At 70.0% G+C, this 19469-nt stretch carries 19 protein-coding genes; 6 read left to right on the top strand and 13 right to left on the bottom strand.

What is annotated here, in order from left to right; translation table 11 throughout:
* Window positions 1–12: 12 nt before the first annotated feature.
* From GZ67_RS0106145 to GZ67_RS0106095, 11 genes are all read right to left on the bottom strand, one after another.
* Window positions 13–912: a Cgl0159 family (beta/alpha)8-fold protein gene (locus GZ67_RS0106145; RefSeq protein ID WP_029261200.1), complete on the bottom strand. Its 900-nt coding sequence runs from the start codon at window positions 910–912 to the stop codon at window positions 13–15.
* 1 nt (window position 913) lies between these two features.
* Window positions 914–1870 (bottom strand): 5-dehydro-2-deoxygluconokinase, encoded by a 957-nt coding sequence (gene iolC / locus GZ67_RS0106140; protein WP_029261201.1) that lies wholly within the window; start codon window positions 1868–1870, stop codon window positions 914–916.
* A gap of 62 nt (window positions 1871–1932) precedes the next feature.
* Window positions 1933–4620: a hypothetical protein gene (locus GZ67_RS0106135; RefSeq protein ID WP_051662380.1), complete on the bottom strand. Its 2688-nt coding sequence runs from the start codon at window positions 4618–4620 to the stop codon at window positions 1933–1935.
* 49 nt (window positions 4621–4669) lie between these two features.
* Window positions 4670–5926 (bottom strand): CehA/McbA family metallohydrolase, encoded by a 1257-nt coding sequence (locus tag GZ67_RS0106130; RefSeq protein ID WP_051662379.1) that lies wholly within the window; start codon window positions 5924–5926, stop codon window positions 4670–4672.
* Window positions 5926–6999, bottom strand: coding sequence for an ABC transporter ATP-binding protein (locus GZ67_RS0106125; protein WP_029261204.1), 1074 nt, complete (start codon window positions 6997–6999; stop codon window positions 5926–5928). The genes GZ67_RS0106130 and GZ67_RS0106125 overlap by 1 nt, the downstream gene beginning before the upstream one ends.
* Window positions 6999–7853, bottom strand: coding sequence for a carbohydrate ABC transporter permease (locus GZ67_RS0106120; RefSeq protein WP_197021025.1), 855 nt, complete (start codon window positions 7851–7853; stop codon window positions 6999–7001). The genes GZ67_RS0106125 and GZ67_RS0106120 overlap by 1 nt, the downstream gene beginning before the upstream one ends.
* Window positions 7850–8797: a carbohydrate ABC transporter permease gene (locus GZ67_RS0106115; protein ID WP_091031549.1), complete on the bottom strand. Its 948-nt coding sequence runs from the start codon at window positions 8795–8797 to the stop codon at window positions 7850–7852. Before GZ67_RS0106115 ends, GZ67_RS0106120 begins: the two co-directional genes overlap by 4 nt.
* A gap of 2 nt (window positions 8798–8799) precedes the next feature.
* Window positions 8800–10206 carry an extracellular solute-binding protein gene (locus tag GZ67_RS0106110; protein WP_029261207.1) on the bottom strand — a complete coding sequence of 469 codons (1407 nt, stop codon included), beginning with the start codon at window positions 10204–10206 and terminating at the stop codon, window positions 8800–8802.
* Window positions 10207–10268: 62 nt separating this feature from the next.
* Window positions 10269–11432 (bottom strand): Gfo/Idh/MocA family protein, encoded by a 1164-nt coding sequence (locus GZ67_RS0106105; RefSeq protein ID WP_051662378.1) that lies wholly within the window; start codon window positions 11430–11432, stop codon window positions 10269–10271.
* Complete coding sequence (locus GZ67_RS0106100; RefSeq protein ID WP_051662377.1) at window positions 11429–12337, bottom strand: sugar phosphate isomerase/epimerase family protein; 909 nt, start codon at window positions 12335–12337, stop codon at window positions 11429–11431. Before GZ67_RS0106100 ends, GZ67_RS0106105 begins: the two co-directional genes overlap by 4 nt.
* 72 nt (window positions 12338–12409) lie before the next feature.
* A complete protein-coding gene (locus GZ67_RS0106095) occupies window positions 12410–13111 on the bottom strand; it encodes an MgtC/SapB family protein (RefSeq protein ID WP_051662376.1) in 702 nt (233 codons plus the stop codon).
* Window positions 13112–13282: 171 nt separating this feature from the next.
* On the opposite strand from GZ67_RS0106095, the gene GZ67_RS0106090 reads away from it, so the two are divergent.
* From GZ67_RS0106090 to GZ67_RS0106070, 5 genes are all read left to right on the top strand, one after another.
* Window positions 13283–14044, top strand: a complete 762-nt coding sequence (locus GZ67_RS0106090) for a GntR family transcriptional regulator (protein WP_029261211.1) — start codon at window positions 13283–13285, stop codon at window positions 14042–14044.
* A gap of 47 nt (window positions 14045–14091) precedes the next feature.
* Complete coding sequence (locus tag GZ67_RS0106085) at window positions 14092–14649, top strand: ribosomal protein L7/L12 (RefSeq protein ID WP_029261212.1); 558 nt, start codon at window positions 14092–14094, stop codon at window positions 14647–14649.
* An 84-nt stretch (window positions 14650–14733) separates the two neighbouring features.
* The gene (locus GZ67_RS0106080) at window positions 14734–15372 is read left to right on the top strand and encodes a bifunctional 4-hydroxy-2-oxoglutarate aldolase/2-dehydro-3-deoxy-phosphogluconate aldolase (RefSeq protein ID WP_029261213.1); all 639 of its coding nucleotides are present in this window, start codon (window positions 14734–14736) and stop codon (window positions 15370–15372) included.
* Window positions 15373–15413: 41 nt separating this feature from the next.
* Window positions 15414–16109 (top strand): ankyrin repeat domain-containing protein, encoded by a 696-nt coding sequence (locus GZ67_RS0106075; protein ID WP_029261214.1) that lies wholly within the window; start codon window positions 15414–15416, stop codon window positions 16107–16109.
* Entirely contained in the window at window positions 16106–16855 is a 750-nt protein-coding gene (locus tag GZ67_RS0106070; RefSeq protein ID WP_029261215.1) for a sulfite exporter TauE/SafE family protein, read from the top strand. Before GZ67_RS0106075 ends, GZ67_RS0106070 begins: the two co-directional genes overlap by 4 nt.
* Before the next feature lie 16 nt (window positions 16856–16871).
* On the opposite strand, the gene GZ67_RS0106065 is transcribed toward GZ67_RS0106070, so the two are convergent.
* Both GZ67_RS0106065 and GZ67_RS0106060 read right to left on the bottom strand, forming a co-directional pair.
* Window positions 16872–17702 carry an SDR family oxidoreductase gene (locus GZ67_RS0106065; protein ID WP_029261216.1) on the bottom strand — a complete coding sequence of 277 codons (831 nt, stop codon included), beginning with the start codon at window positions 17700–17702 and terminating at the stop codon, window positions 16872–16874.
* A 44-nt stretch (window positions 17703–17746) separates the two neighbouring features.
* Window positions 17747–18505 carry an SDR family NAD(P)-dependent oxidoreductase gene (locus tag GZ67_RS0106060; RefSeq protein ID WP_029261217.1) on the bottom strand — a complete coding sequence of 253 codons (759 nt, stop codon included), beginning with the start codon at window positions 18503–18505 and terminating at the stop codon, window positions 17747–17749.
* 216 nt (window positions 18506–18721) lie between these two features.
* Between GZ67_RS0106060 and GZ67_RS0106055 the strand changes: the two genes are divergently transcribed.
* Window positions 18722–19456, top strand: coding sequence for an aminoglycoside 3'-phosphotransferase (locus GZ67_RS0106055; protein ID WP_029261218.1), 735 nt, complete (start codon window positions 18722–18724; stop codon window positions 19454–19456).
* Window positions 19457–19469 lie beyond the last annotated feature (13 nt).

Here is a 19469-nt window from a genome sequence, read left to right as displayed (position 1 = left end):
CGGAGAGGGCGATCAGGCGGTCAGCCCGGGGTGGACGAGGGAGGCCGCGACGTCGATGGCGGATGCCACGTCGATGTCCGACGAATAGAGGAGAGTGCGGCCGACGGTCAGGCCGCGCACACCGGGGAGCGACAGGGCGTCCTCCCAGGACGAGAACGTGTCGTCGGGGTCGGCGCCCGCGTCGCCGCCGAGCAGCAGGACGGGCAGCGTCGTCGCCGCGAGCACGCGTTCCATGTCGTCGACGACCGGCAGCTTCAACCAGGTGCTCGCGCTGCTCGCACCGAGCCCGCTGGCGATCGCGATCGACAGCATCACGGCATCCGGGCTCAGGTCGTTGACGACCCGGCCATCGACCCGGCGGCTGAGGAACGGCTCGAGCATGATCGGCAGGTCGGCACGGGCCGCCGCGGTCACCGCGTCGGCCGTCGAGGCCAGCGTGGGGGCCGTCCCGTCGTCGTCGAGGTTCACCCGCAGCAGAGCCTTGGCGAAGTCGATGCCGGAGTCCACCATCGCGGGCACGTCGTACCCGGTGTAGCGGTCGTCCATCTCGAAGGTCGCTCCGCGGAGCCCGCCGCGGTTCATCGACCCGACGACGATCTTGTCGTCGAGCAGGCCCAGCATCGCCAGGTCGTCGATGATGTCGGGGGTGCCGAGCACACCGTCCACTCCCGGATGCCGCAGGGCGATCGCGAGCCGATCGAGCAGCTCATAGCGGTCGGCCATGGCGAACGGCGACCCGCCGACCGCGAGCGCACCGCGTGCGGGGTGATCGGCGGCGATGATGAACAGCCGCCCGTCCCCACGGATGATGTCGCGACGGCGACGTTCGGCCAGCGTCTCGCGGATCGCGTGCGGCGACTCCGCGCGCACCGTCCGGAGCCGGTGGAAGTCCTCTTCGGTCAGGGCTGTCATCTCACGCATCTCCGTTCACGACCTCGGCGACCTCGCGCTCGGTCGGCATCGCCGTCGAGCATTCCCGGCGTCCGGCGACGATGCCGCCCGCCGCATTCGCATAGGTCAGGGTCTTCTCCAGCTCCCACTCGGCGAGCAGTCCATGGCAGAGCGCACCGCCGAACGCGTCGCCGGCACCGAGTCCGTTCACGACCTCGACCGCGGTCGCGGGGATCTCGACCTGCCTCGACCGCGTCTTGGCGAGCACGCCGCGGGGTCCCTGCTTCACGATCGCCAGCTCGACGCCGCGCTCGAGGAGCGCATCCGCCGCACGCTGCGGGTCGGTCTCGCCGACCGCGACCTCACACTCCTCGCGGTTTCCCACGGCGACCGTGGCGAACTCCAGCGCCCGCTGGATCTGCACGCGGGCCTCGTCGGGCGTCTCCCAGAACATGGGGCGGTAGTCCAGATCGAACACGGTGTGCGCTCGGCGCCCGCGCGCCCGGAGGAGCTCGAGGTGCGTCTGCCGGCTCGGCTCCTCGCTCAGGCCGGTCGCGGTGAACCAGACGAGCGCAGCCTGCCGCACCGCGGCCTCGTCGACGTCGCCCGGCCGGATCTGCAGGTCGGGGGCGGTCGGTTCGCGATAGAAGTACAGCGGGAAGTCGTCGGGCGGGAAGATCTCGCAGAACGTGATCGGGGTCTTGTACGTCGGGTCGGTCGCGACGTACAAGCTGTGCACCCCGAGGCGCTCGAGCTCTGTGCGCAGGTACCGCCCGAAGGGGTCGTCACCGACACGGGAGAGCAGTGCGGTGTCATGGCCGTACCGTGCGGCGGCGACCGAGACGTTCGCAGCGCTGCCGCCGAGGTACTTGCCGAAGCTGGTGACCTCGCCGAGGCCGACGCCGTCCTGCAGCGGATACAGGTCGACACCCAGGCGCCCGATGGCCAGGATCTCCGGGACCGATGTGTGCTCGGTCATCGCTCCCCCTCTCCCTCGATCATTTGTCTTAACATTAGCACTTAGTCGCTCACTTGCCGAGATCAGTCGATCGCCCGGCGGATGCTGAGCATCCCGCCGCCGACGGCACGAGCAGCCGCCGCGTCGAAGGCGCCGTCCTGCATCGCACCGGCCAGGTCTACCCGCACCCAGTCGCCGGGTGACGTGAACGCCACCTCGCGCTCCTCGGTCAGGTAGTTCACGAACCGGAGCTCGGCCTCGGTGCCGACGCGTCGCGCCGACTCCAGCACCACATCACCCGACAGCCGCACGGGGAACGCCGCCTCGGGCAGCGGGCCGTCGGCCGCACCCGAACCGCGGACCACGAGCGGGTCGTGCCGGAAGAGATCGGCGGCGCGCACCGCGGTGGCATCGTCGGCGCCGACCAGGATCGCCAGATCGGTGTGCACGGCGACCCCGAGGTACTGGGCGCCCGGCACGGGGATCTCGGATCCGGCCGGCTCGTCGCGCAGCGGGTGCACGTTCACGCTCATCATCCCGACCGAGCGCGACAGCGTGACCGCGAGAGCATCCGGCGCGTCGGCCGTCGACACCAGCTCGTACTCGGACAGCTTCTGCACCAGCACCGCGGTCGAGCCCGCCGCGGCGAAGCGGTACGCCGGATAGGTCGGCAGCGGGAATTCGCCCCAGCCCCCCTCGGCCTCGCGTCCGCGCACGGTCGTGCCGTACTGCCCGGCACTGCGGGAGGAGTCGAGCCCCGCGCCGTCGACGGGCACCAGCACCCGGAGCCGGTGGTCGGAGGCGGTGTTCACGTAGTCGATGCCGACGCGCAGGAAGCCCTCGCCCTCGCGCAGCTCGATCGTGGTCTCGGTCACGAGCGGCACCGTCGAGGTCGAGCGCCGGCGGTCCGCGTCCAAGCGCTCCGGCAGGTCGTAGACCCGGCGGATGCGGATGCGTCCGCGCAGCGGACCCTCCTCGAGCACGGTCACCTCGACCGACGAGGGCGCCGAGACGGCGGATGCCGCATCGACCGGGCCGTAGTTGTACGAGTCGCCGCAGTCGCCATCGTCGACGAGAGCGAGCGCACCGTCGATCGACGAGCCGTCCGCGCCGTCGATGCGGACGGTGCCGTCGGCGTTCACGGTCGCGGTGAGGGCCCCGTTCGAGAGCGCCCCGGACGTCACGGTGACCGCGTCAGCCGATGCCGGCGCCGTGGTCTCGCCGACCGCGGCGACCGCGAGCCCGTCGACGTCGACGGCCAGGAGCGCCCGGTTCCGGGGGTCGGCGATGGTCTCGACGTGCCAGACGTCGTCGCCCGCGGCATCCGCGGCGACGCGCTCCTCGAGCTCGACGGTGAACGCGGCCAGGTCCCACACGCCCTGCGGGCTCTCGGCGACCTGGAAGCGCAGCGACCGCTCGCCCCACTCGTATCCGTTGATCTGCTGGCCGAAGAGCTCGCGGCCGTGGATGCGGCGGAGGATCTTCGGCAGGTCGGCCGTGCGCATCCGCTCGTCACCGAGGACGGTGGTCAGCGGGTCGAGCAGCTGGACGCCCGCGGAGAGCGAGCCCGCGTCGACCCCGTGCAGCGTGACCTCGACCTGCGCGCGCCGGGCGAACCCCGAGGGGTTGAACACGAGGTGCTGTGCGGGCGAGACGGCAGCCGAGACGTCACGGAGCACGGTGTCGATCACGCCGCGGGCGATGTGCCCGGCGGTGTGGATGCGCGTGCCCACCTGCTCGGCGGTCGCGTCGACGCCGCATCCGGTCACGGAGTCGTGCGCGGTGCTCTCCACGATGCGATACCAGGCCGTGTCGAAGAAGGAGCGGTGGTCGCGGGTGCCGTACATCAGGTCGAGGCGCTCCGCGGCGGTGAGCGCCTGCTCGGAGCGGGCCATCTCGCGCTTGAGGTTCGTGCGGATCGAGAAGACGCCGGGCAGGAGGTTGCCGCGGGCGTGCGAGCGCATCTCGCCGTGCACCTGCGGGAGGGCGGCGAGGGTGGCGGCATCCGTCTCGTACCGGGAGAGGTGCTCGTCGAGCGTCGCGATCGACAGGTGCGGTTCGCGCCCGCCCGCGTCGTAGTCGCGGATGACCTCGGCGAGGTCCTCGGGCGGCGCCGAGTGGTCGGTGCCCAGCATCGCGAGCACCGGGTCGTCACCGTACCAGGATGCGGTGCGGGCGGCGTAGTCGGGGGCGAGTTCGGGCAGCTGCCCCGGCAGGGCGAACATGTCGAGTCCGTTGCCGTAGCCGTCGAAGAGGTACTCGCACCGCACGGCGTCGCCGTTGGGGGCGACCCACGAGAAGGCGTGCTCGGCGATGTCGGCGGGGACGCCGCGCCAGAGGGCGCTGTGCCGGATGCCGAAGCCCGACAGGATCTGCGGCATCTGGGCCGCGTGGCCGAACATGTCGGGGAGGTAGCCGACGGGCATCGTGCGTCCGAGGCGGGCGCTCGCGGCGCGGCCGAGCTCGAGGTTGCGGATGATCGTCTCGCCGTCGCAGCCGAACTCGTCGAGGAGGATGAGGAACGGACCGACGCTGAGCTGCTCCCGCTCGACCAGCGCCACGACCCGGTCGCGCATGTCCGGGCGCATCTCGAGGTAGTCCTCGATCGCCGCGGCCTGTCCGTCGAGCGTGAACCGGTACTCCGGCTCCGCCTCCAGGATGCCGATCAGCCGGTCGAGCATGTGCACCAGGCGCAGACGGAACACATCGTGCGGCTCGTACCACTCGCGGTCCCAGTGGGTGTGGGGGACGACGACGATCTCACTGGTCACGGGCGGGGACTCCTGATTCTCTGGGGGAAGGTGTGGGGCGTGCGGCCGGTCAGGCGCACAGGGCGGCGATGCTGCGGTCGGGGTACAGCAGGTAGTGGGGGCCGGCGGAGCGCGCGGCCGGGAACGCGACGCGATCGCCGTGCACCGAGCGACGCTCGCCGGCGCCGTCGACGAGGATCAGTCCGTCGGCGTCGATGGCGAGGAGCTCGTCCTCGATGCGCAGGAGGACGGGGGCGGTGAAGAGGTCCGGTGCGGTGAGCCCGTCGCGCACGGTCACCCCGCCCATGATGGCGGTGCGCCCGGCGGCGACTCCGGCGAGGATCGCCTCGGGCGAGGCATCCTCCGCCGCGACCCAGGTCGTCGGAGTGCCCGGGCCGACGCCCTGGCTCTGCATGTGGAAGTCGGCGCCGCCGAGGAGCACGGCATCCTTGTCCCACCGTTCGTGGAAGGCGAGCGGCGAGGTCGCGATGAGTTCCCGGTACCAGGTCGAGTGCCACAGCTCGATCGCCCGCGGTGCGCGCTCCAGCGGATGCAGCCACGAGCAGTCGCCCGAGATCGGGTGGTTCACGCTGAGCACGCCGCCGCGGCGCTCGACCTCGTCGACCCACTCCTGCGCGGGGCGGCGGAAGTCGATCCAGCCGATGTCCCCGAAGGCGTTCGCGTGACCACGGTGCGTGGTCACCTCCTGCCCGGGGAGCAGCGTGATGGAGTGCTGCATCCCGACACCCGGGAGGTGCGCATGATGGCTGGTGGTGTTGTGGTCGGTGACGGCGAGGAAGTCGAGCCCGGCCCTCGCGCCCAGTGCGGCGAGCCCCGAGATGCTCTCGCGGCCGTCCGAATGGAGGGTGTGCGCGTGGAAGTCGCCGGCGAACCAGCGCAGGCCGGCGGGCGCCGGGAGGTTTCTCGAACTCCCCCGCGGCACCCCGCTCACGGGAGCCGCATCCGGTCCGTGATCGATCGTCGACTCCGCGGGGAGCGAGATCTCGACCGTGATGTCGGCGCCGCCGGCACTCAGCCGGTGCACGCCGAGGATCACATTCCACTCGCCCTCCTCGGGACGCCCCGGCAGGTACCCGGGCGTGGCGTCGTCGGTGCGGATCACGTAGGCGGTCCGCGCTCCGCCCGACCATCCGCGCCACCCTGCGGCGCCCTCGCAGCCGAGGTCGATCACCGCCGCCTCACTGTCGTACGAGATGCGCACCTCGAGCGAGTCGGTGCCGGCGGGCACGTCGAACGGCACCCGCACGTAGCGGTCGGCGTTCTGGATCTCGTGGGTGAGGTGCAGGGTGGTGCGGATGGTGCTCATCAGCCGATCCGCTCGGTGCTCTCGGCGTCGAACAGCAGCACACGGTGGAGCTGCGGGACGATCCAGCCGCGGTCACCCGGCGCCGGCTCCTGCTCCTCGGGCACGACCACCTGGAGCTTGTGCTCCCCCGCACTGACGAGCACCAGGCTCGTCGCACCGAGGGTCTCGGTCACGACGACCTCGGCGGCGATACCGCCCTCGACGGGCTCGGTCGACCAGCGCAGGTACTCGGGACGGATGCCCCAGATCACGGTCTGGCCGTCGCGCGCGGCGGCGGCGGCTTCGGTGGGCACCGCCACGTCGGACTCACCGATCCGCACGGTTCCGCCCGAGACCGCGGTCTCGAGCAGGTTCATCGGCACCGAGCCGATGAACCCCGCGACGAAGGTGTTGTTCGGGCGGTGGAAGATCTCGCGCGGCGAGCCGATCTGCTGCAGCTTGCCGGACTTCATGACCGCGATCCGGTCGGCGAGCGCGAGCGCCTCGGCCTGGTCGTGGGTCACGAACACGGTCGTGACCCCCAGGTCGCGCTGCAACTCCTTGAGGAACGTGCGCGCCTCGAGGCGCAGCCGGGCGTCGAGGTTCGACAGCGGCTCGTCGAGCAGCAGCACGTCTGGCCGGGTCGCGACGGCGCGGGCGAGCGCCACGCGCTGCTGCTGACCACCGGAGAGCTGGCCGGGGCGGCGCTCGATGAGTCCGTTCAGCGACAGCCCGTTCGCGACCGACTCGGCCGTGGTGCGGCGCTCGGTCTTCCCCACGCGGCGGATCCGCAGCGGGTAGGCGATGTTGTCGCCGACGTCCATGTGCGGGAACAGCGCGTAGTCCTGGAAGACCATCGCGACGCCGCGCTCGCCCGGCTCCGCGTTCGTGACGTCTTTCTCGCCGATCGTGAGCTTTCCGGAGGTGATGCTCTCCAGCCCCGCGATCGACCGCAGCAGCGTGGTCTTCCCGCAGCCGGAGGGGCCGAGGAGCGCGAAGAACTCGCCGTCCGCGATCTCGACGTCGACACTGTCGACGCCGCGCACCCCGCCGGGGTACTCCTTGACGAGTTCGGTTGCAATGATGGCGGCCATCAGGACTTGATCCCTCCGTGGAAGCGGAAACCGTAGCGACGGTTCACAAAGAAGTAGATGAGCAGGACAGGCACCGAGAACACCAGCGAGAACGCCGAGATCAGTCGGAGGTCGGCCTGGCCGCTCTCGGTGTAGAAGGTGTACATGAGCACGGCGGCCGGCTGCATGTCGGGCGTGCGCAGCAGCAGGAACGGAACGAGGAAGTTGCCCCAGACCTGCACGATCGTCCAGATCGCGATGAACGCGAGACCCGGGCGGGCGATCGGCACCACGATGTCCTTGAGGATGCGGAACGGGCCGGCGCCGTACAACCGCGCCGACTCCTCGTACGACTTCGGGATCGAGTCCATGAAGTCCTTGAGGATGAAGATCACCGTCGGCAGGATCCCGCCCGCCAGCACCAGGATGACGCCGACGTGCGTGTTGATCAGCTGCAGCTGGTTGATGAGCTGGAACGTCGGCACCATGGCCGCCGTCCCCGTCACGATCGACGACAGGAGCAGCAGACCGTAGAGGATGCCGTCGCGGCCGGGGATGCTGATCCGGCTCATCGCATACGACGCCAGGGCGCCGAGGACGATCACGAGCGCCATGGTGCCGACGCCGAGGATCAGCGAGTTGAGGATCGACTTCATCGCGTACGGGTTCTCGACCAGCCGCGCGAAGTTGTCGAGCGTCCAGTCCGGCCACGACACCGTCAGCGACGGGGTCGCGTCGAACGGGGCCAGGATCAGCCACACCATCGGCAGCGCGAAGAACAGCGACACGATGACGAGCACGACCGTGAACAGGATCCGCGAGACGAAGTGGGTCACCGAGCGGTCGCGCACGACCGTCTTGATGGTGGTCATCATGAGGTCACCTTCTTCTTCTTGGTGCTCTTACCCCGCGAGACGCGCGTGTACATCAGCGCGATCACGAGGTTGATGAGGAGCATGATGAGCGAGATCGCTGCACCGAGACCCAGCTGCCCGCCGGGGATGGCGGTCTGGTAGATGTACACCGACAGGATGTCGGTCTGACCGTTCGGCCCGCCCGCGGTGAGCAGGTAGGGCGTGAAGGTGTTGAACGTCCACAGCGTGATCAGCAGGGTGTTGGTCAGCAGGTGGCCCTTGATGTTGGGCAGGATCACGTCGCGCAGCTGCTGCCACGTGTTGGCGCCGACCATGCGCGCGCTCTCGAGCTGCGACGGCGGCACCGCGCTGATCGCCGAGGAGAACAGCTGCATCGAGAACGCGGTCCCGACCCAGATGTTGAAGATGATGATGCACTCCATCGGGTGCTCGATCAGCCACGCGGCGCCCTCGGTGCCGAGGAGGGAGTTCAGGGTGCCGGTGCGCCGATCCAGGAGCGCGAGCCAGAGGAACGAGGCGACCGAGGCGGGGATGACCCAGGCGGCGAGCACGAGCGTCTCGATGAAGGTCTTCACCCCCGCACGCACGTTGCGCAGCATCCAGGCCAGCGCGAAGCCGAGGATCGTCTGCCCGATGATGCCCGAGACGAGCACGAAGACGAGCGTGAGCCACAGCGAGTTCCAGAAGCGCGGATCGTTGAGAGCCGTGGAGAAGTTGTCCAGGCCGATGAACTCCGGGTTGGCGGCGGCGAAGCCGGTCAACCGGTAGTTGGTCATGCCGAGGTAGACGGTCCAGATCGCCGGGAAGAGGAGGAACAGGCCGATCAGGAGCAGACCGGGCGCCGCGAAGAGCGTGGCCCTGGCCCGACCGAGACCCGCGACATCCTCTGCGCGGCGCCGGCGGGGAGTGGTGACGCTCCCCGCCGGCATCGTTGCTTGCGTCATGGTCACTCGGAGATCGCGTCCGGACCCACGACGCCTTCGAGACCACGGACGTAGGTCTTCAGTGCATCGTCGACCGAGGTTCCGGTGGCGACGTCGAGCGTGGCCTGCTGCAGCAGCACCGACACCTGCGGGTAGGCCGCGAGTCCCGGACGGTAGGCCGTGATCGGCAGCACCTCTTCGCTGACGAAGGTGAGCATCGGGTCGGAGGAGAGCAGCTTCTCGTTCACGTCGTTGCGGGGCGAGATCGCCAGGGTGCCGGCGGCACGCGCCTCATACGCCTCGGGAGAGTTCATGAAGGCGAGCAGCTCCCACGCGAGTTCGGCGTGCTTCGAGTTGGGGTTGAGCACACGACCGGTTCCGCCGGACATCGAGACGAAGTCCTGACCGTCGATGCCCTCGCCGGGCTCGACCGCCGGGATCTTGGCGTAGCCGACGGCGCTGTCCCGGTCGGCCATGGGGGCGGTTCCCACACCCTCCTCGGGGTTGATCACGGAGCGCCAGAAGTAGTCGCCCTCGAGCAGGATGCCGATCTTGCCCTCGGCGAAGAGCTGGAACGAGGTGTCGCGTCCCGAGGCCTCCTGCTGGAGGACCGGGTCGCCGAGGCCCTCGTCGACGTAGATGGTCTCGTAGAGGTCGAGCGCCTTCTCCATGCCGTCGGTCGCGCCGATCCACTTGCCGTCCTCGTAGACCTGCTCGCCGGTGCCGACCAGCATGGGCAGCAGCCCCTGCATGGTGGTCGCCTCGCCCATCGCCGTGCCGGCGTTGAGCTGGATCGGGGTGACACCGTCGAGCTTCTTGAGGTCGCGCGACGCGTCGAGGATGTCGTCCCAGCTCTCGGGAGCCCAGTCCTCGTCGAGCCCCGCCTGCGCGAAGAGATCCTTGTTGTAGTAGAGCACGCGGCCGTCGGCGCCCTGCGGCACCCCGTAGCGGTCGCCGTCGAACGAGAGGGCGTTCTGCACGGCATCCGGGATCTGCGCCCAGCCGTCCCAGTCGTCGACCGCGTCTCCGCCGACGTCGGCGAGCGGCTTGATGTACCCGGCCTCGGCGAACTCGCCGACCCAGATGCCGTCCATGCCGATGATGTCGGCGCCCTTGCCCGACTGCAGGTCGAGGGCGATCTTGGTCTTGTAGTCCTCGTCGTCGACGCCCTGGGGCTGGAACTCGACGGTGACGTCCTTGTCCTCCGCCTTCATGGCCTTCTCGAACTCGGGGATGACCCAGTCCGCGATCCAATCCGCCTCGGCGGCGTTCTTGCCGCCGGTGATGGAGTTGGTCGTGAGGGTGAGGGTGACCGGCCCGGTCTCCTCGGCCTCCGGCTCTGATCCTCCGGAGCAGCCGGCGAGGACGACCGCACCGACAGTGGTGAGGGCGAACGCCGCAAGAAGGCGGCGCTTTCCATTCGTGACCATTTCTGGACCTTTCTGTGTCGCTGATCGCCGAGCGGATGCCGCTCGGTCTCGGGTGAGGGTGACTACTGCGCGGCTTCGGCGCTCGGGTCGAGTGCGAAGCCCTTCGAGAGCGCGAGCGCGCGGATCATCCGCTGCCCGACGCGCACATCGGCGATCGACTCCTCGACGCTCGCCCCGTCGGGGCGCTCGCCGCGGACCAGTGCCGCCAGCGCGAACAGCTCGTTCTCGAAAGCCTCTTGCTGCATCCAGCGCGATTCGCTCACGCGGATACCCAGCTCCGGGTGGTTCTCGGTCACACGGAGGATCGTGGGGAGGTTGGTCACATACGGCACCCCGAAGACGAGCTCGATCGAGCCGGTCTCGTGGTGGAAGGTGACGGTCTCCTGGTAGTCGGGGTAGGCGTCGATGTAGTGCCAGTCGAGCGTCCACGGTGTCTCGTCACGGGCGAGCGCACCGCGCAGGTGGACCGACCCGGGCATCTTCCGCCCCCAGTGCTGCGCGAAGTCCACGTCGCCCAGACCCCCGACGAGCATGCGCAGCAGTCCGACGTCGTGGACGATCGAGCCGAGCACGACGTTCGTGTAGAGCGTGCGCAGGTCGACGGGGAGGTCGGAGCCGACGGCCGAGTCGACGATCGCCGACGTGGCGTCGATCAGCGGAGCGAGGGTGTCGCGGGAGACGTCGCCGGTGGGCGCCGCGAGGCGGGCGTACGCGAGCTGGGAACCGTCCAGCGGGTGCATTACCTGCACGCTCACCGCGCGCAGGTCGACGTCGGCGAGGAGCTCCTTCGCTCGGAGCGATGCGAGGTCGTACTCCTTCATGTAGCCGACGCGCACCCAGTCGCGCAGATCGATCCCCGTCTCGGCGGCGTGGGCGGCGAGCGCGTCGAGCTCGCCGAGCGAGTAGGCGAGGGGCTTCTCGGCGAGCACCCGGATGCCGGCGCGCACGAGGCGCAGCGTGTCGCCCGCGTGAGAGCCCGTGGTGGCGAGGATGGCGGCGTCGATCACGAGCGCGCCCTCGTCCTTCGCGGCGATCAGGGCGTCGACGGACGAGAACCGACGGTCGTCGGCGACCCCGTAGCGGGCGGCCATGTCGGCGGTGCGCTCGGCGGAGAGGTCGACGAGCGCGGCGATCTCGAAGCTCTCGGCGTTCCGGCGCAGCAGCGGCAGGTGGACGCTCTGGCTGATCGCTCCCAGTCCGATGACGGCGACGCGGGTGATGCTCATGCGAACCACTTCCGGAGGGCGTCGCGGTTGGCGATCTGCTCGGCCTTGGCCTGCTCGACCTCGGCGGCGGAGCGGGGAACCACGTCCTGCTCCACGATCAGCCACCCGTCGTATCCGCTGTCGATGATCTCGTCGACGAGCTCGGTGACGGCCAGGTCGCCTTCGCCCAGAGGCACGAAGACGCGCTTCTCCCACACCGACCGCATCGGGTCGTCGGTCTGCAGCGCCTCACGCAGGATCTGCGTGCGTGCGTCTTTCAGGTGCAGGTGGTTGATGCGGTCGCGCCAGCGACGGTAGTCGGGCAGCGGGTCGCCTCCGCCGATGAGGAGGTGACCGGAGTCGAAGGTGAGTCCGACATCGGTCGTCTCGAGCAGCGCGTCGACTTCTTCCGGTGTCTCCACGTAGGTGCAGGCGTGGTGGTGGAACGTGGGCTCGAGGCCGCGGTCGCGCACCCGGGCAGTCGTGATGTTCACGCGATCGGCGAACCGGGCCCAGTCGTCGCCGCGGAGCGTGAGCTCGGGAGCACCACCGGGGCGCGCCTTGCGCTCGGCACTGCCGGAGTCGGCGAGGGTCGGGAGCGGGGCGAGGACGGGGCCGGTCTCGGCGGCGGCGACGAAGACGTCGAGGATGCCGTCGAGGTCGGCGAGCGCGCGCTCGAACTCGTCATCGGTGCCCGCGAAGGGCAGATCGATCCATCCGCCGGCGAGCTCGAGGCCGTACCTCTGCAGGCGATCCGTGAGATCCGCCCCGCGACCGAGGAGGCCGACCGGACCGAGGTCGATGCCCTGGTAGCCGGCTTCGCTGATCCAGCGCGCGAGCTCCTCCCCTTCGGGGAGAGCGACGAGATCCGGCCGAGCCAGCTCGAAGACTCCGTAGCTCACCGGCGCATTCGCGATACGGATCACTCGATTTCCTTTCTCCATTGAACGGTCGGACCCGAGGCCCGGTGAAAATGTTAGCAGGTAATTACATATGCATCAATCGTCGTCTGAGAAGCCTTGGACGACGACGGATCGCACCCCGTCGAGTCGTGCGATCGCGTCGATCAGCTCCGACCTCATCTCGGGGGAAGCCTCCGCGAACTCGAGCGTCGCGCGCATGTCGGAGTCCCCGTGGATCCGCGCGGCACCGAGGAGGGTGGCGGGAAGACCGCGGCGCTCGGCGGCGGCGAGCACCTCGCGGATGGCGCCGCGCTCGGACTCGTACTGCAGCGTGACCCGCAGCCGCTCCGGCTCGGGGCGCACACGATCACGCACGCGGGACAGGGGTCCGACCGTCAGCAGGTGCAGCCCCGTGCCGGCGATCGCCAGCAGCGGCATGTTGGCCCCGCACGCCATGCCGATCGCCGCCACGACCCAGATGGTCGCGGCGGAGGTCAGCCCGGAGACGGCATTGTTGCGCACGAAGATGACGCCGGCGCCGAGGAAGCCGATGCCGGAGACCACCTGCGCCGCGATGCGAGAGGGATCGACGGCCACGTCCGGGCCGAGCACTCCCTCGAATCCGTAGGCCGAGATCAGCGTGAAGATCGCGGAGCCGATCCCCACCAGGACGTGCGTCCGCAGGCCCGCGCTCTTGAGCTTGCGCGACCTCTCGACCCCGACGGCGAGCGAGAGGACGAATGCCAGGGCGAGGAGTCCGAGCTCCACGAGCAGGTGCGGATCCCCCACGATGCTCACGAGTACTCCACCATGTCCGAACAATAGCACTTTATGCATCTCGCGGGCCAGGTCACTCTCGGAACCGATGTCTCCGCGCGCCTCACCGCCCGGATCCGCCGAAAAAGAGCCGACATAGGCGATCGTATGATTGTCGCTACAATATGACTCCCTCACAGAAAGCGGAGCACCATGGCCGATCTCGTCACTCCGTGGCCGAACGATCTGTTCGCCGACATCGACCGCACGGGACCCGTCCCGCTCTACTTCCAGGTGTCGACGCGCCTCCAGAGCGCGATCCAATCCGGCGCCATCCCCGCCGGCGCCCGCCTCGAGAACGAGGTCTCGATCGCCGAGCAGCTCGGCCTGTCGCGACCCACCATCCGACGCGCCATCCAGGAACTCGTCGACAAGGGTCTGCTCGTGCGACGCCGCGGCATCGGCACCCAGGTCGTGCAGGGATCCGTCACGCGCCAGGTCGAGCTCACCAGCCTGTTCGAAGACCTGCAGAGCGCCCATCACGAACCGGGGACGCAGGTGCTCACCCACGAGGTCATCGCGGCATCCGACGAGGTCGCGGCCGCGCTGGCACTCGCCCCCGGCACCGAGGTGCTGCACCTGCGCCGACGACGCAGCACCGACGGCGTCCCCGTCGCCGTGCTGGAGAACTACCTGCCGGGCGAGTTCGCGAACATCTCGTCGGAGCAGCTCGAATCCCGCGGCCTCTACCAGGTGCTGCGTGCGCGCGGCGTCGCCATCCGCGTCGCCAAGCAGAAGATCGGAGCCCGGCGGGCGGAGGCCGACGAGCCCGAGTTGCTGGAGATCGAAGCCGGCGGGCCGTTGCTGACGATGGAGCGCATCTCGTTCGACCAGTCCGGCGCGGCGATCGAGTTCGGACACCACTGCTACCGGCCCGACCTCTACCGCTTCGAGACCACGCTCGTCGCCAAGTAGTCCGCAAGCCCCTGGGGCGGCGGATGTCGCCTCCGTAGACTGACCCCATGGATGACGCGCTGTGGATCATCGGGATCGTCGTCGGCCTGATCGTCGTCGTCGCGATCCTGGCCGTCGCGCTGCGCGGAATGCGGCCGAAGCTGCCGGAGCCGCAGGTCTTCACACCGACGGCCGCGACGCCGCGCTCCGCGCCCGCCTCCTCGGCATCGGCACCCACCTCCGGACTCACGCCCGACGTCGTCGCCGAGATCGACCGGCTCGTCGGAGCGGGGCACAAGATCCACGCCATCAAGCTCTACCGCGACCACACCGGCGTGGGCCTGAAAGAGGCGAAGGATCGCGTGGAGCACTGGTCGGCCAGCACGACCGCGCCGCAGCTCGCCGCCGTATCGAACGCCACCGCCGTGCACTCCGCCATCACCCCGAGCGCGTTGACGCCGTCGACCGTGCGCGCCTCGCTGCCGGCATCCGTGGCATCCGAGATCGATGCGCTCATCGCCCGCGATTCCCGGATCGGCGCGATCAAGCTGCTCCGGGAGCAGACGGGCCTCGGCCTCAAGGAGTCGAAGCTCCTGATCGACGCCTGGGCACCGCACCGCAGCTGAGCGCGACGGCCCGGCACCCGCGGCGCGCGGAAGCGGTCTCCCCGGCGAGGGAGAATGGAACCGTCCCCGATCGCAAGGAGCCTCATGACCGACCGTCTCGACCGCGCCCGCCGCACCGGCATCCTCGCCGTGCTCCGCGCCTCGTCCCCCGAGCTGGCCCTGGAGGCGTCCGAGGCGATCATCCGCGGTGGGGTCACCGGTATCGAGGTGACCTTCTCGACGCCCGACGCGCCCGCCGTGATCCGCGAGCTCATCACCCGCCACGGTGACGCCGCGTACATCGGCGCCGGAACCGTGACGACCGCCGCGCAGGCAGCAGCAGCCGCGGATGCGGGGGCGGAGTTCCTCGTCAGCCCCGGCACGCTCCCCCACCTGACCCGCACGATGCTCGACACCGATCGCGTCGTGATGACCGGGGCCATGACGCCCACCGAGGTCATGAGCGCACTCGAACTCGGCGTCGACGTGGTGAAGATCTTCCCGGCGTCACTGGGCGGTCCGTCGTACCTCGGCGCGCTGCGTGGACCGTTCCCCGACGCCCCGCTCATGCCGACCGGCGGCGTGAGCCCCGACAACCTGGCTGCGTGGTTCGCGGCGGGTGCCGTCGCGGTCGGCGCCGGCGGCGACCTGGCCAACGGCGCATCGATCGCGGCATCCGACTGGGCGGACATCGAGCAGCGCGCCGCCCGGTTCACGGCAGCACTCACCGCCGCCCGCGGCTGATCGACCCGGCGGCGTTCAGCATCGTTTGGTATACCAGACGCATGCGTGCGCGACCGATCCTCATCCTCAGTGCACTCGTCGCCGTCCTGCTGACCGCGACGGCCTGCACGGCGAACCCCGCCCCGTCCGCACCGACACCGGAGGTCTCCATGTCCGACGCCACTCAGGATCTGCTCGTCGCCGCCACCAGCGGAGATGCGGATGCCGTGCGCGCGGCCCTCGATGCGGGAGCTGCGATCGAGGCGCGGGGCGACGGCGGCATGACCGCCCTGGTCGCGGCGACCAAGGGAAATCAGGTCGACGCGGCACGAGTGCTCATCGAGGCCGGTGCCGACGTGAACGCGAAGGACGACATCCAGGACTCCGCCTACCTGTACGCCGGCGCCCGCGGGCACGACGAGATCCTGCGTCTGACGCTCGAGAGCGGCGCCGACCTGACGAGCACGAACCGCTTCGGGGGCACCGCCCTGATCCCGGCCTCCGAACGCGGACTGCTGTCGACGGTCGAGATCCTGCTCGAGGCGGGCGTCGACCCGAACCACGTCAACAACCTGAACTGGACGGCGCTGCACGAGGCGATCGTGCTCGGCGACGGCTCCTCCCGCTACGTCGAGGTCGTGCGCGCGCTCCTCGACGGCGGGGCGGACATCGGCATCCCCGACGGCGACGGTGTGCTGCCGGTCGACCTCGCGAGGAGCCGCGGCTACGGCGCGATCGTCGCCGAGCTCGAACGGTGATCGCCCTCGACCCGTGGGCCTGGGCCGCCCTCGCCGTGGCCGCGGTCACGATCGGCATCTCGAAGACGGCACTGCCCGGCGGCAGCATCCTGGCCATCGCCCTGTTCGCCGCGGTGCTGCCCGCCCGCACCTCGACGGCCGCGACCCTGCTGCTGCTCATGGTGGGCGACCTGTTCGCGCTCTTCGCCTACCGCCGGCACGCCCACTGGCCGACGCTGCTGCGCCTGGCCCCCGCGGTGATCGCCGGACTCCTCGTCGGATTCGCGTTCCTCGCACTCGCCGGCGACGGAGTGGTCCGCCGGGCCATCGGCGTGATCCTGCTCCTGATGATCGCGGTGACCCTCTGGCGCCGGTGGCGGCAGAGCAAGGCCGACGCGGCGGCCCCGCCGTCGGGCGGCATCGTGCTCGCGGGCGCCTACGGCACGCTCGGTGGTTTCACGACCATGGTCGCCAACGCGGGCGGACCGGTCATGTCGATGTACTTCTTGGCCACCCGCACGCCCGTGCAGGTGTTCCTCGGCACCTCGGCGTGGTTCTTCGCCATCATCAACGTGATCAAGGTGCCGTTCCTCGCCGGCCTCGGGCTCTTCCACGCGCCGGTGCTGCTGATGGATGCCGTGCTCGCCCCGCTCGTGGTGATCGGCGCCCTGCTCGGCCTGCGGGTCGCGCGGCGCATGAACCAGCGCGTGTTCGACCGCATCGTGATCGTGCTGACGATCCTCGGCGCGGTCTACCTGCTGATCTGAGCGGCGCGCCGCGCCCTCAGTCGAGGAAGATGTCCGGGAACAGCGCGCTGTCTGGTGTGCCGGGGATCGCGGCGTAGCCCGAGAAGTCGGTCACGCCGTCGGCCTCGAGCACGTCTTCCACGATGAGCGACTGCCCCGTGTACGACGCGGCGGGCTTGAGCAGCACGGCGTACGCGGCATCCGCGTAGATCTCGGGCGTGCGACTCGCGGCCATGACCTTGTCGCCGCCGAGCAGGTTCTGCACGGCCGCCGTCGCGATCGTGGTGCGGGGCCACAGCGTGTTGGCGGCGATCCCGTCGCGCGCGAACTCTGCCGCGAGGCCGAGCGTCGCCAGCGTCATGCCGAACTTCGCGAGCGTGTACCCCGTGTGCGCGCCGAGCCACTTCGGGCTCGGGTTCAGGGGCGGCGAGAGGGAGAGGATGTGGGGATTCTCGGCATCCTTCAGGATCGGCACGGCCGCGCGGGACAGCATGAAGGTGCCGCGCACGTTGACGTCCTGCATCAGGTCGTACTTCTTGGCGCCCAGGTCGAGCGAGCGCGAGAGGTCGATGACGCTGGCGTTGTTGATGACGATGTCGATGCCGCCGAACTCGCCCTGCGTCTTCATGACCGCTTCGGTGATGTCGTCGTCGTCGCGCACGTCGCCGACGATCGGGAGCGCGTTGCCGCCGGCTGCCCGGATCTGCTCGGCGGCGGTGTGGATGGTGCCTTCGAGCTTCGGATGCGGGGTGTCGGTCTTCGCGAGCATCGCGATGTTCGCACCGTCGGCGGCCGCCCGCAGCGCGATCGCGAGTCCGATTCCGCGGCTGCCGCCCGACATCAGGATGGTCTTTCCGGCAAGGGACATGGTTTCTCCTGGGTTCTGATCGCGACGGGAAGTGGGGGCTGCGGTCATCTCGGGGCCATGCGGATGGCGCCGTCGAGACGGATGGTCTCGCCGTTGAGGTAGCCGTTCTCGACGATCTGCTGCACGAGGGCGGCGTACTCATCGGGGCGACCGAGGCGCGACGGGAAGGGAACCTGCTGGCCGAGGGAGTCCTGCGCGGCCTGCGGGAGGCCCATCAGCATCGGCGTCTCCATGATGCCGGGGGCGATCGTGCACACCCGGATGCCGTGGCGCGCGAGTTCGCGTGCGACGGGGAGGGTCATCGCGTGCACGCCGCCCTTCGACGCGGAGTAGGCGGGCTGGCCGATCTGACCATCGAAAGCCGCGACGCTCGCGGTGTTGACGATGACGCCGCGCTCCTCGTCGTGCAGCTCGTTCCGGGCCATCACGGCCGACGCCTGGGAGATGACGTTGAACGTGCCGACGAGGTTGATGCGGATCACGCGCTCGAAGTCGGCGAGCACCGCGGGATTGCCCTCACGGTCGAGCACCTTGGCGGGCGGCGCGATGCCGGCGCAGTTCACGACCACGCGCAGCGGAGCGGCGGACTGCGCGGCGGCCACGGCTGCCTGCACCTCGTCGGCGTTCGTGACGTCGGCCGCGACGAAGAGTCCGCCGAGCTCGTCCGCGATCTCCGCCCCCTTCGACGAGGGGAGGTCGATGATCGTGACGTGAGCTCCCGCGGCGACGAGCCGGCGCGCGGTGGCGAGCCCGAGGCCCGAGGCCCCTCCGGTGATGAGTGCACCCTGACCGCTGATCTGCATCTGAGGTTCTCCTTCGAACGTCGTTGCGACACGCTTCGCTGGAACGCGGTCTCAGCCTACGTGGTTCCTGGTTCCACCACGAAACGGGTGGCGCCCGCCCGCAGGAAGCGCGTTCAGAGCGAGCCTACGACACCGCCTCCACGAAGAACGGTCCCGTCGTCCGAAGCCTCCCGCAGATATCGGTCCCCCGTCCGAAGCCTGCGGCAGGATGGGAGCATGACCATCCCCACCGACGACGTCGTCGTGCCCGATCGCGTCCGGCTCCTCGCCCGCGGCGCCGACCTCGAGTGCGTGTGGCGGAACGACTACGGCGGGCTGACGTTCCGTGCCACCGGCCAGGGCGATCCGTTCTTCATCAAATGGGGGCCGCGGAACCTCGAGTTCACCCTGAGCGACGAGGCGGAGCGGATGCAGTGGGCGTCGCAGTGGATCACGGTGCCGACCGTGCTCGAGAGCGGCGGCGACGAGACGCACGAGTGGATGGTCACGGCCGCGCTCGACGGGCTGAGCGCCGTGGACCCGCGGTGGGTCGCCGAACCCGCGGTCGCCGTTCGTGCCGTCGGCGAGGCACTCCGCGCCATGCACGACGCCCTTCCCGTCGCGGACTGCCCCTGGGACTGGAGCGTGTCATCGCGCATCGAGAACGCCGAGCGGCGCGGGATCGTCGTGCCGGACGAGCTCCGGACCGCGCCCGAGATCGACCTCCTCGTCGTCAGCCACGGCGACGCCTGCTGCCCGAACACACTGGTCGGCGACGACGGCCGGTGGCTCGCGCACGTCGACCTGGCGCTGCTCGGCGTGGCCGACCGCTGGGCCGACATCGCCGTCGCCGCCATGAGCACCGAGTGGAACTACGGCCCCGGCTGGGAGGACGCGCTCATCGAGGCCTACGGAGTCGAGCCCGACCGCGCGCGCCTCGCCTACTACCGCGAGCTCTGGAACGCCGCCTGACCCCGCGCTGACA

Source organism: Microbacterium sp. Cr-K20 (assembly GCF_000708325.1).
Classification (GTDB): Bacteria; Actinomycetota; Actinomycetes; order Actinomycetales; family Microbacteriaceae; genus Microbacterium.
This window is presented reverse-complemented; position numbering and strand designations above follow the sequence as displayed.

Bases quoted from the DNA above. Each gene is read 5' to 3' on its own strand.
- GZ67_RS0106145 (WP_029261200.1), bottom strand. From the start codon at position 912: ATGACAGCCCTGACCGAAGAGGACTTCCACCGGCTCCGGACGGTGCGC.
- iolC (WP_029261201.1), bottom strand. From the start codon at position 1,870: ATGACCGAGCACACATCGGTCCCGGAGATCCTGGCCATCGGGCGCCTG.
- GZ67_RS0106130 (WP_051662379.1), bottom strand. From the start codon at position 5,926: ATGAGCACCATCCGCACCACCCTGCACCTCACCCACGAGATCCAGAAC.
- GZ67_RS0106125 (WP_029261204.1), bottom strand. From the start codon at position 6,999: ATGGCCGCCATCATTGCAACCGAACTCGTCAAGGAGTACCCCGGCGGG.
- GZ67_RS0106120 (WP_197021025.1), bottom strand. From the start codon at position 7,853: ATGATGACCACCATCAAGACGGTCGTGCGCGACCGCTCGGTGACCCAC.
- GZ67_RS0106115 (WP_091031549.1), bottom strand. From the start codon at position 8,797: ATGACGCAAGCAACGATGCCGGCGGGGAGCGTCACCACTCCCCGCCGG.
- GZ67_RS0106110 (WP_029261207.1), bottom strand. From the start codon at position 10,206: ATGGTCACGAATGGAAAGCGCCGCCTTCTTGCGGCGTTCGCCCTCACC.
- GZ67_RS0106105 (WP_051662378.1), bottom strand. From the start codon at position 11,432: ATGAGCATCACCCGCGTCGCCGTCATCGGACTGGGAGCGATCAGCCAG.
- GZ67_RS0106090 (WP_029261211.1), top strand. From the start codon at position 13,283: ATGGCCGATCTCGTCACTCCGTGGCCGAACGATCTGTTCGCCGACATC.
- GZ67_RS0106085 (WP_029261212.1), top strand. From the start codon at position 14,092: ATGGATGACGCGCTGTGGATCATCGGGATCGTCGTCGGCCTGATCGTC.
- GZ67_RS0106080 (WP_029261213.1), top strand. From the start codon at position 14,734: ATGACCGACCGTCTCGACCGCGCCCGCCGCACCGGCATCCTCGCCGTG.
- GZ67_RS0106075 (WP_029261214.1), top strand. From the start codon at position 15,414: ATGCGTGCGCGACCGATCCTCATCCTCAGTGCACTCGTCGCCGTCCTG.
- GZ67_RS0106065 (WP_029261216.1), bottom strand. From the start codon at position 17,702: ATGTCCCTTGCCGGAAAGACCATCCTGATGTCGGGCGGCAGCCGCGGA.
- GZ67_RS0106060 (WP_029261217.1), bottom strand. From the start codon at position 18,505: ATGCAGATCAGCGGTCAGGGTGCACTCATCACCGGAGGGGCCTCGGGC.
- GZ67_RS0106055 (WP_029261218.1), top strand. From the start codon at position 18,722: ATGACCATCCCCACCGACGACGTCGTCGTGCCCGATCGCGTCCGGCTC.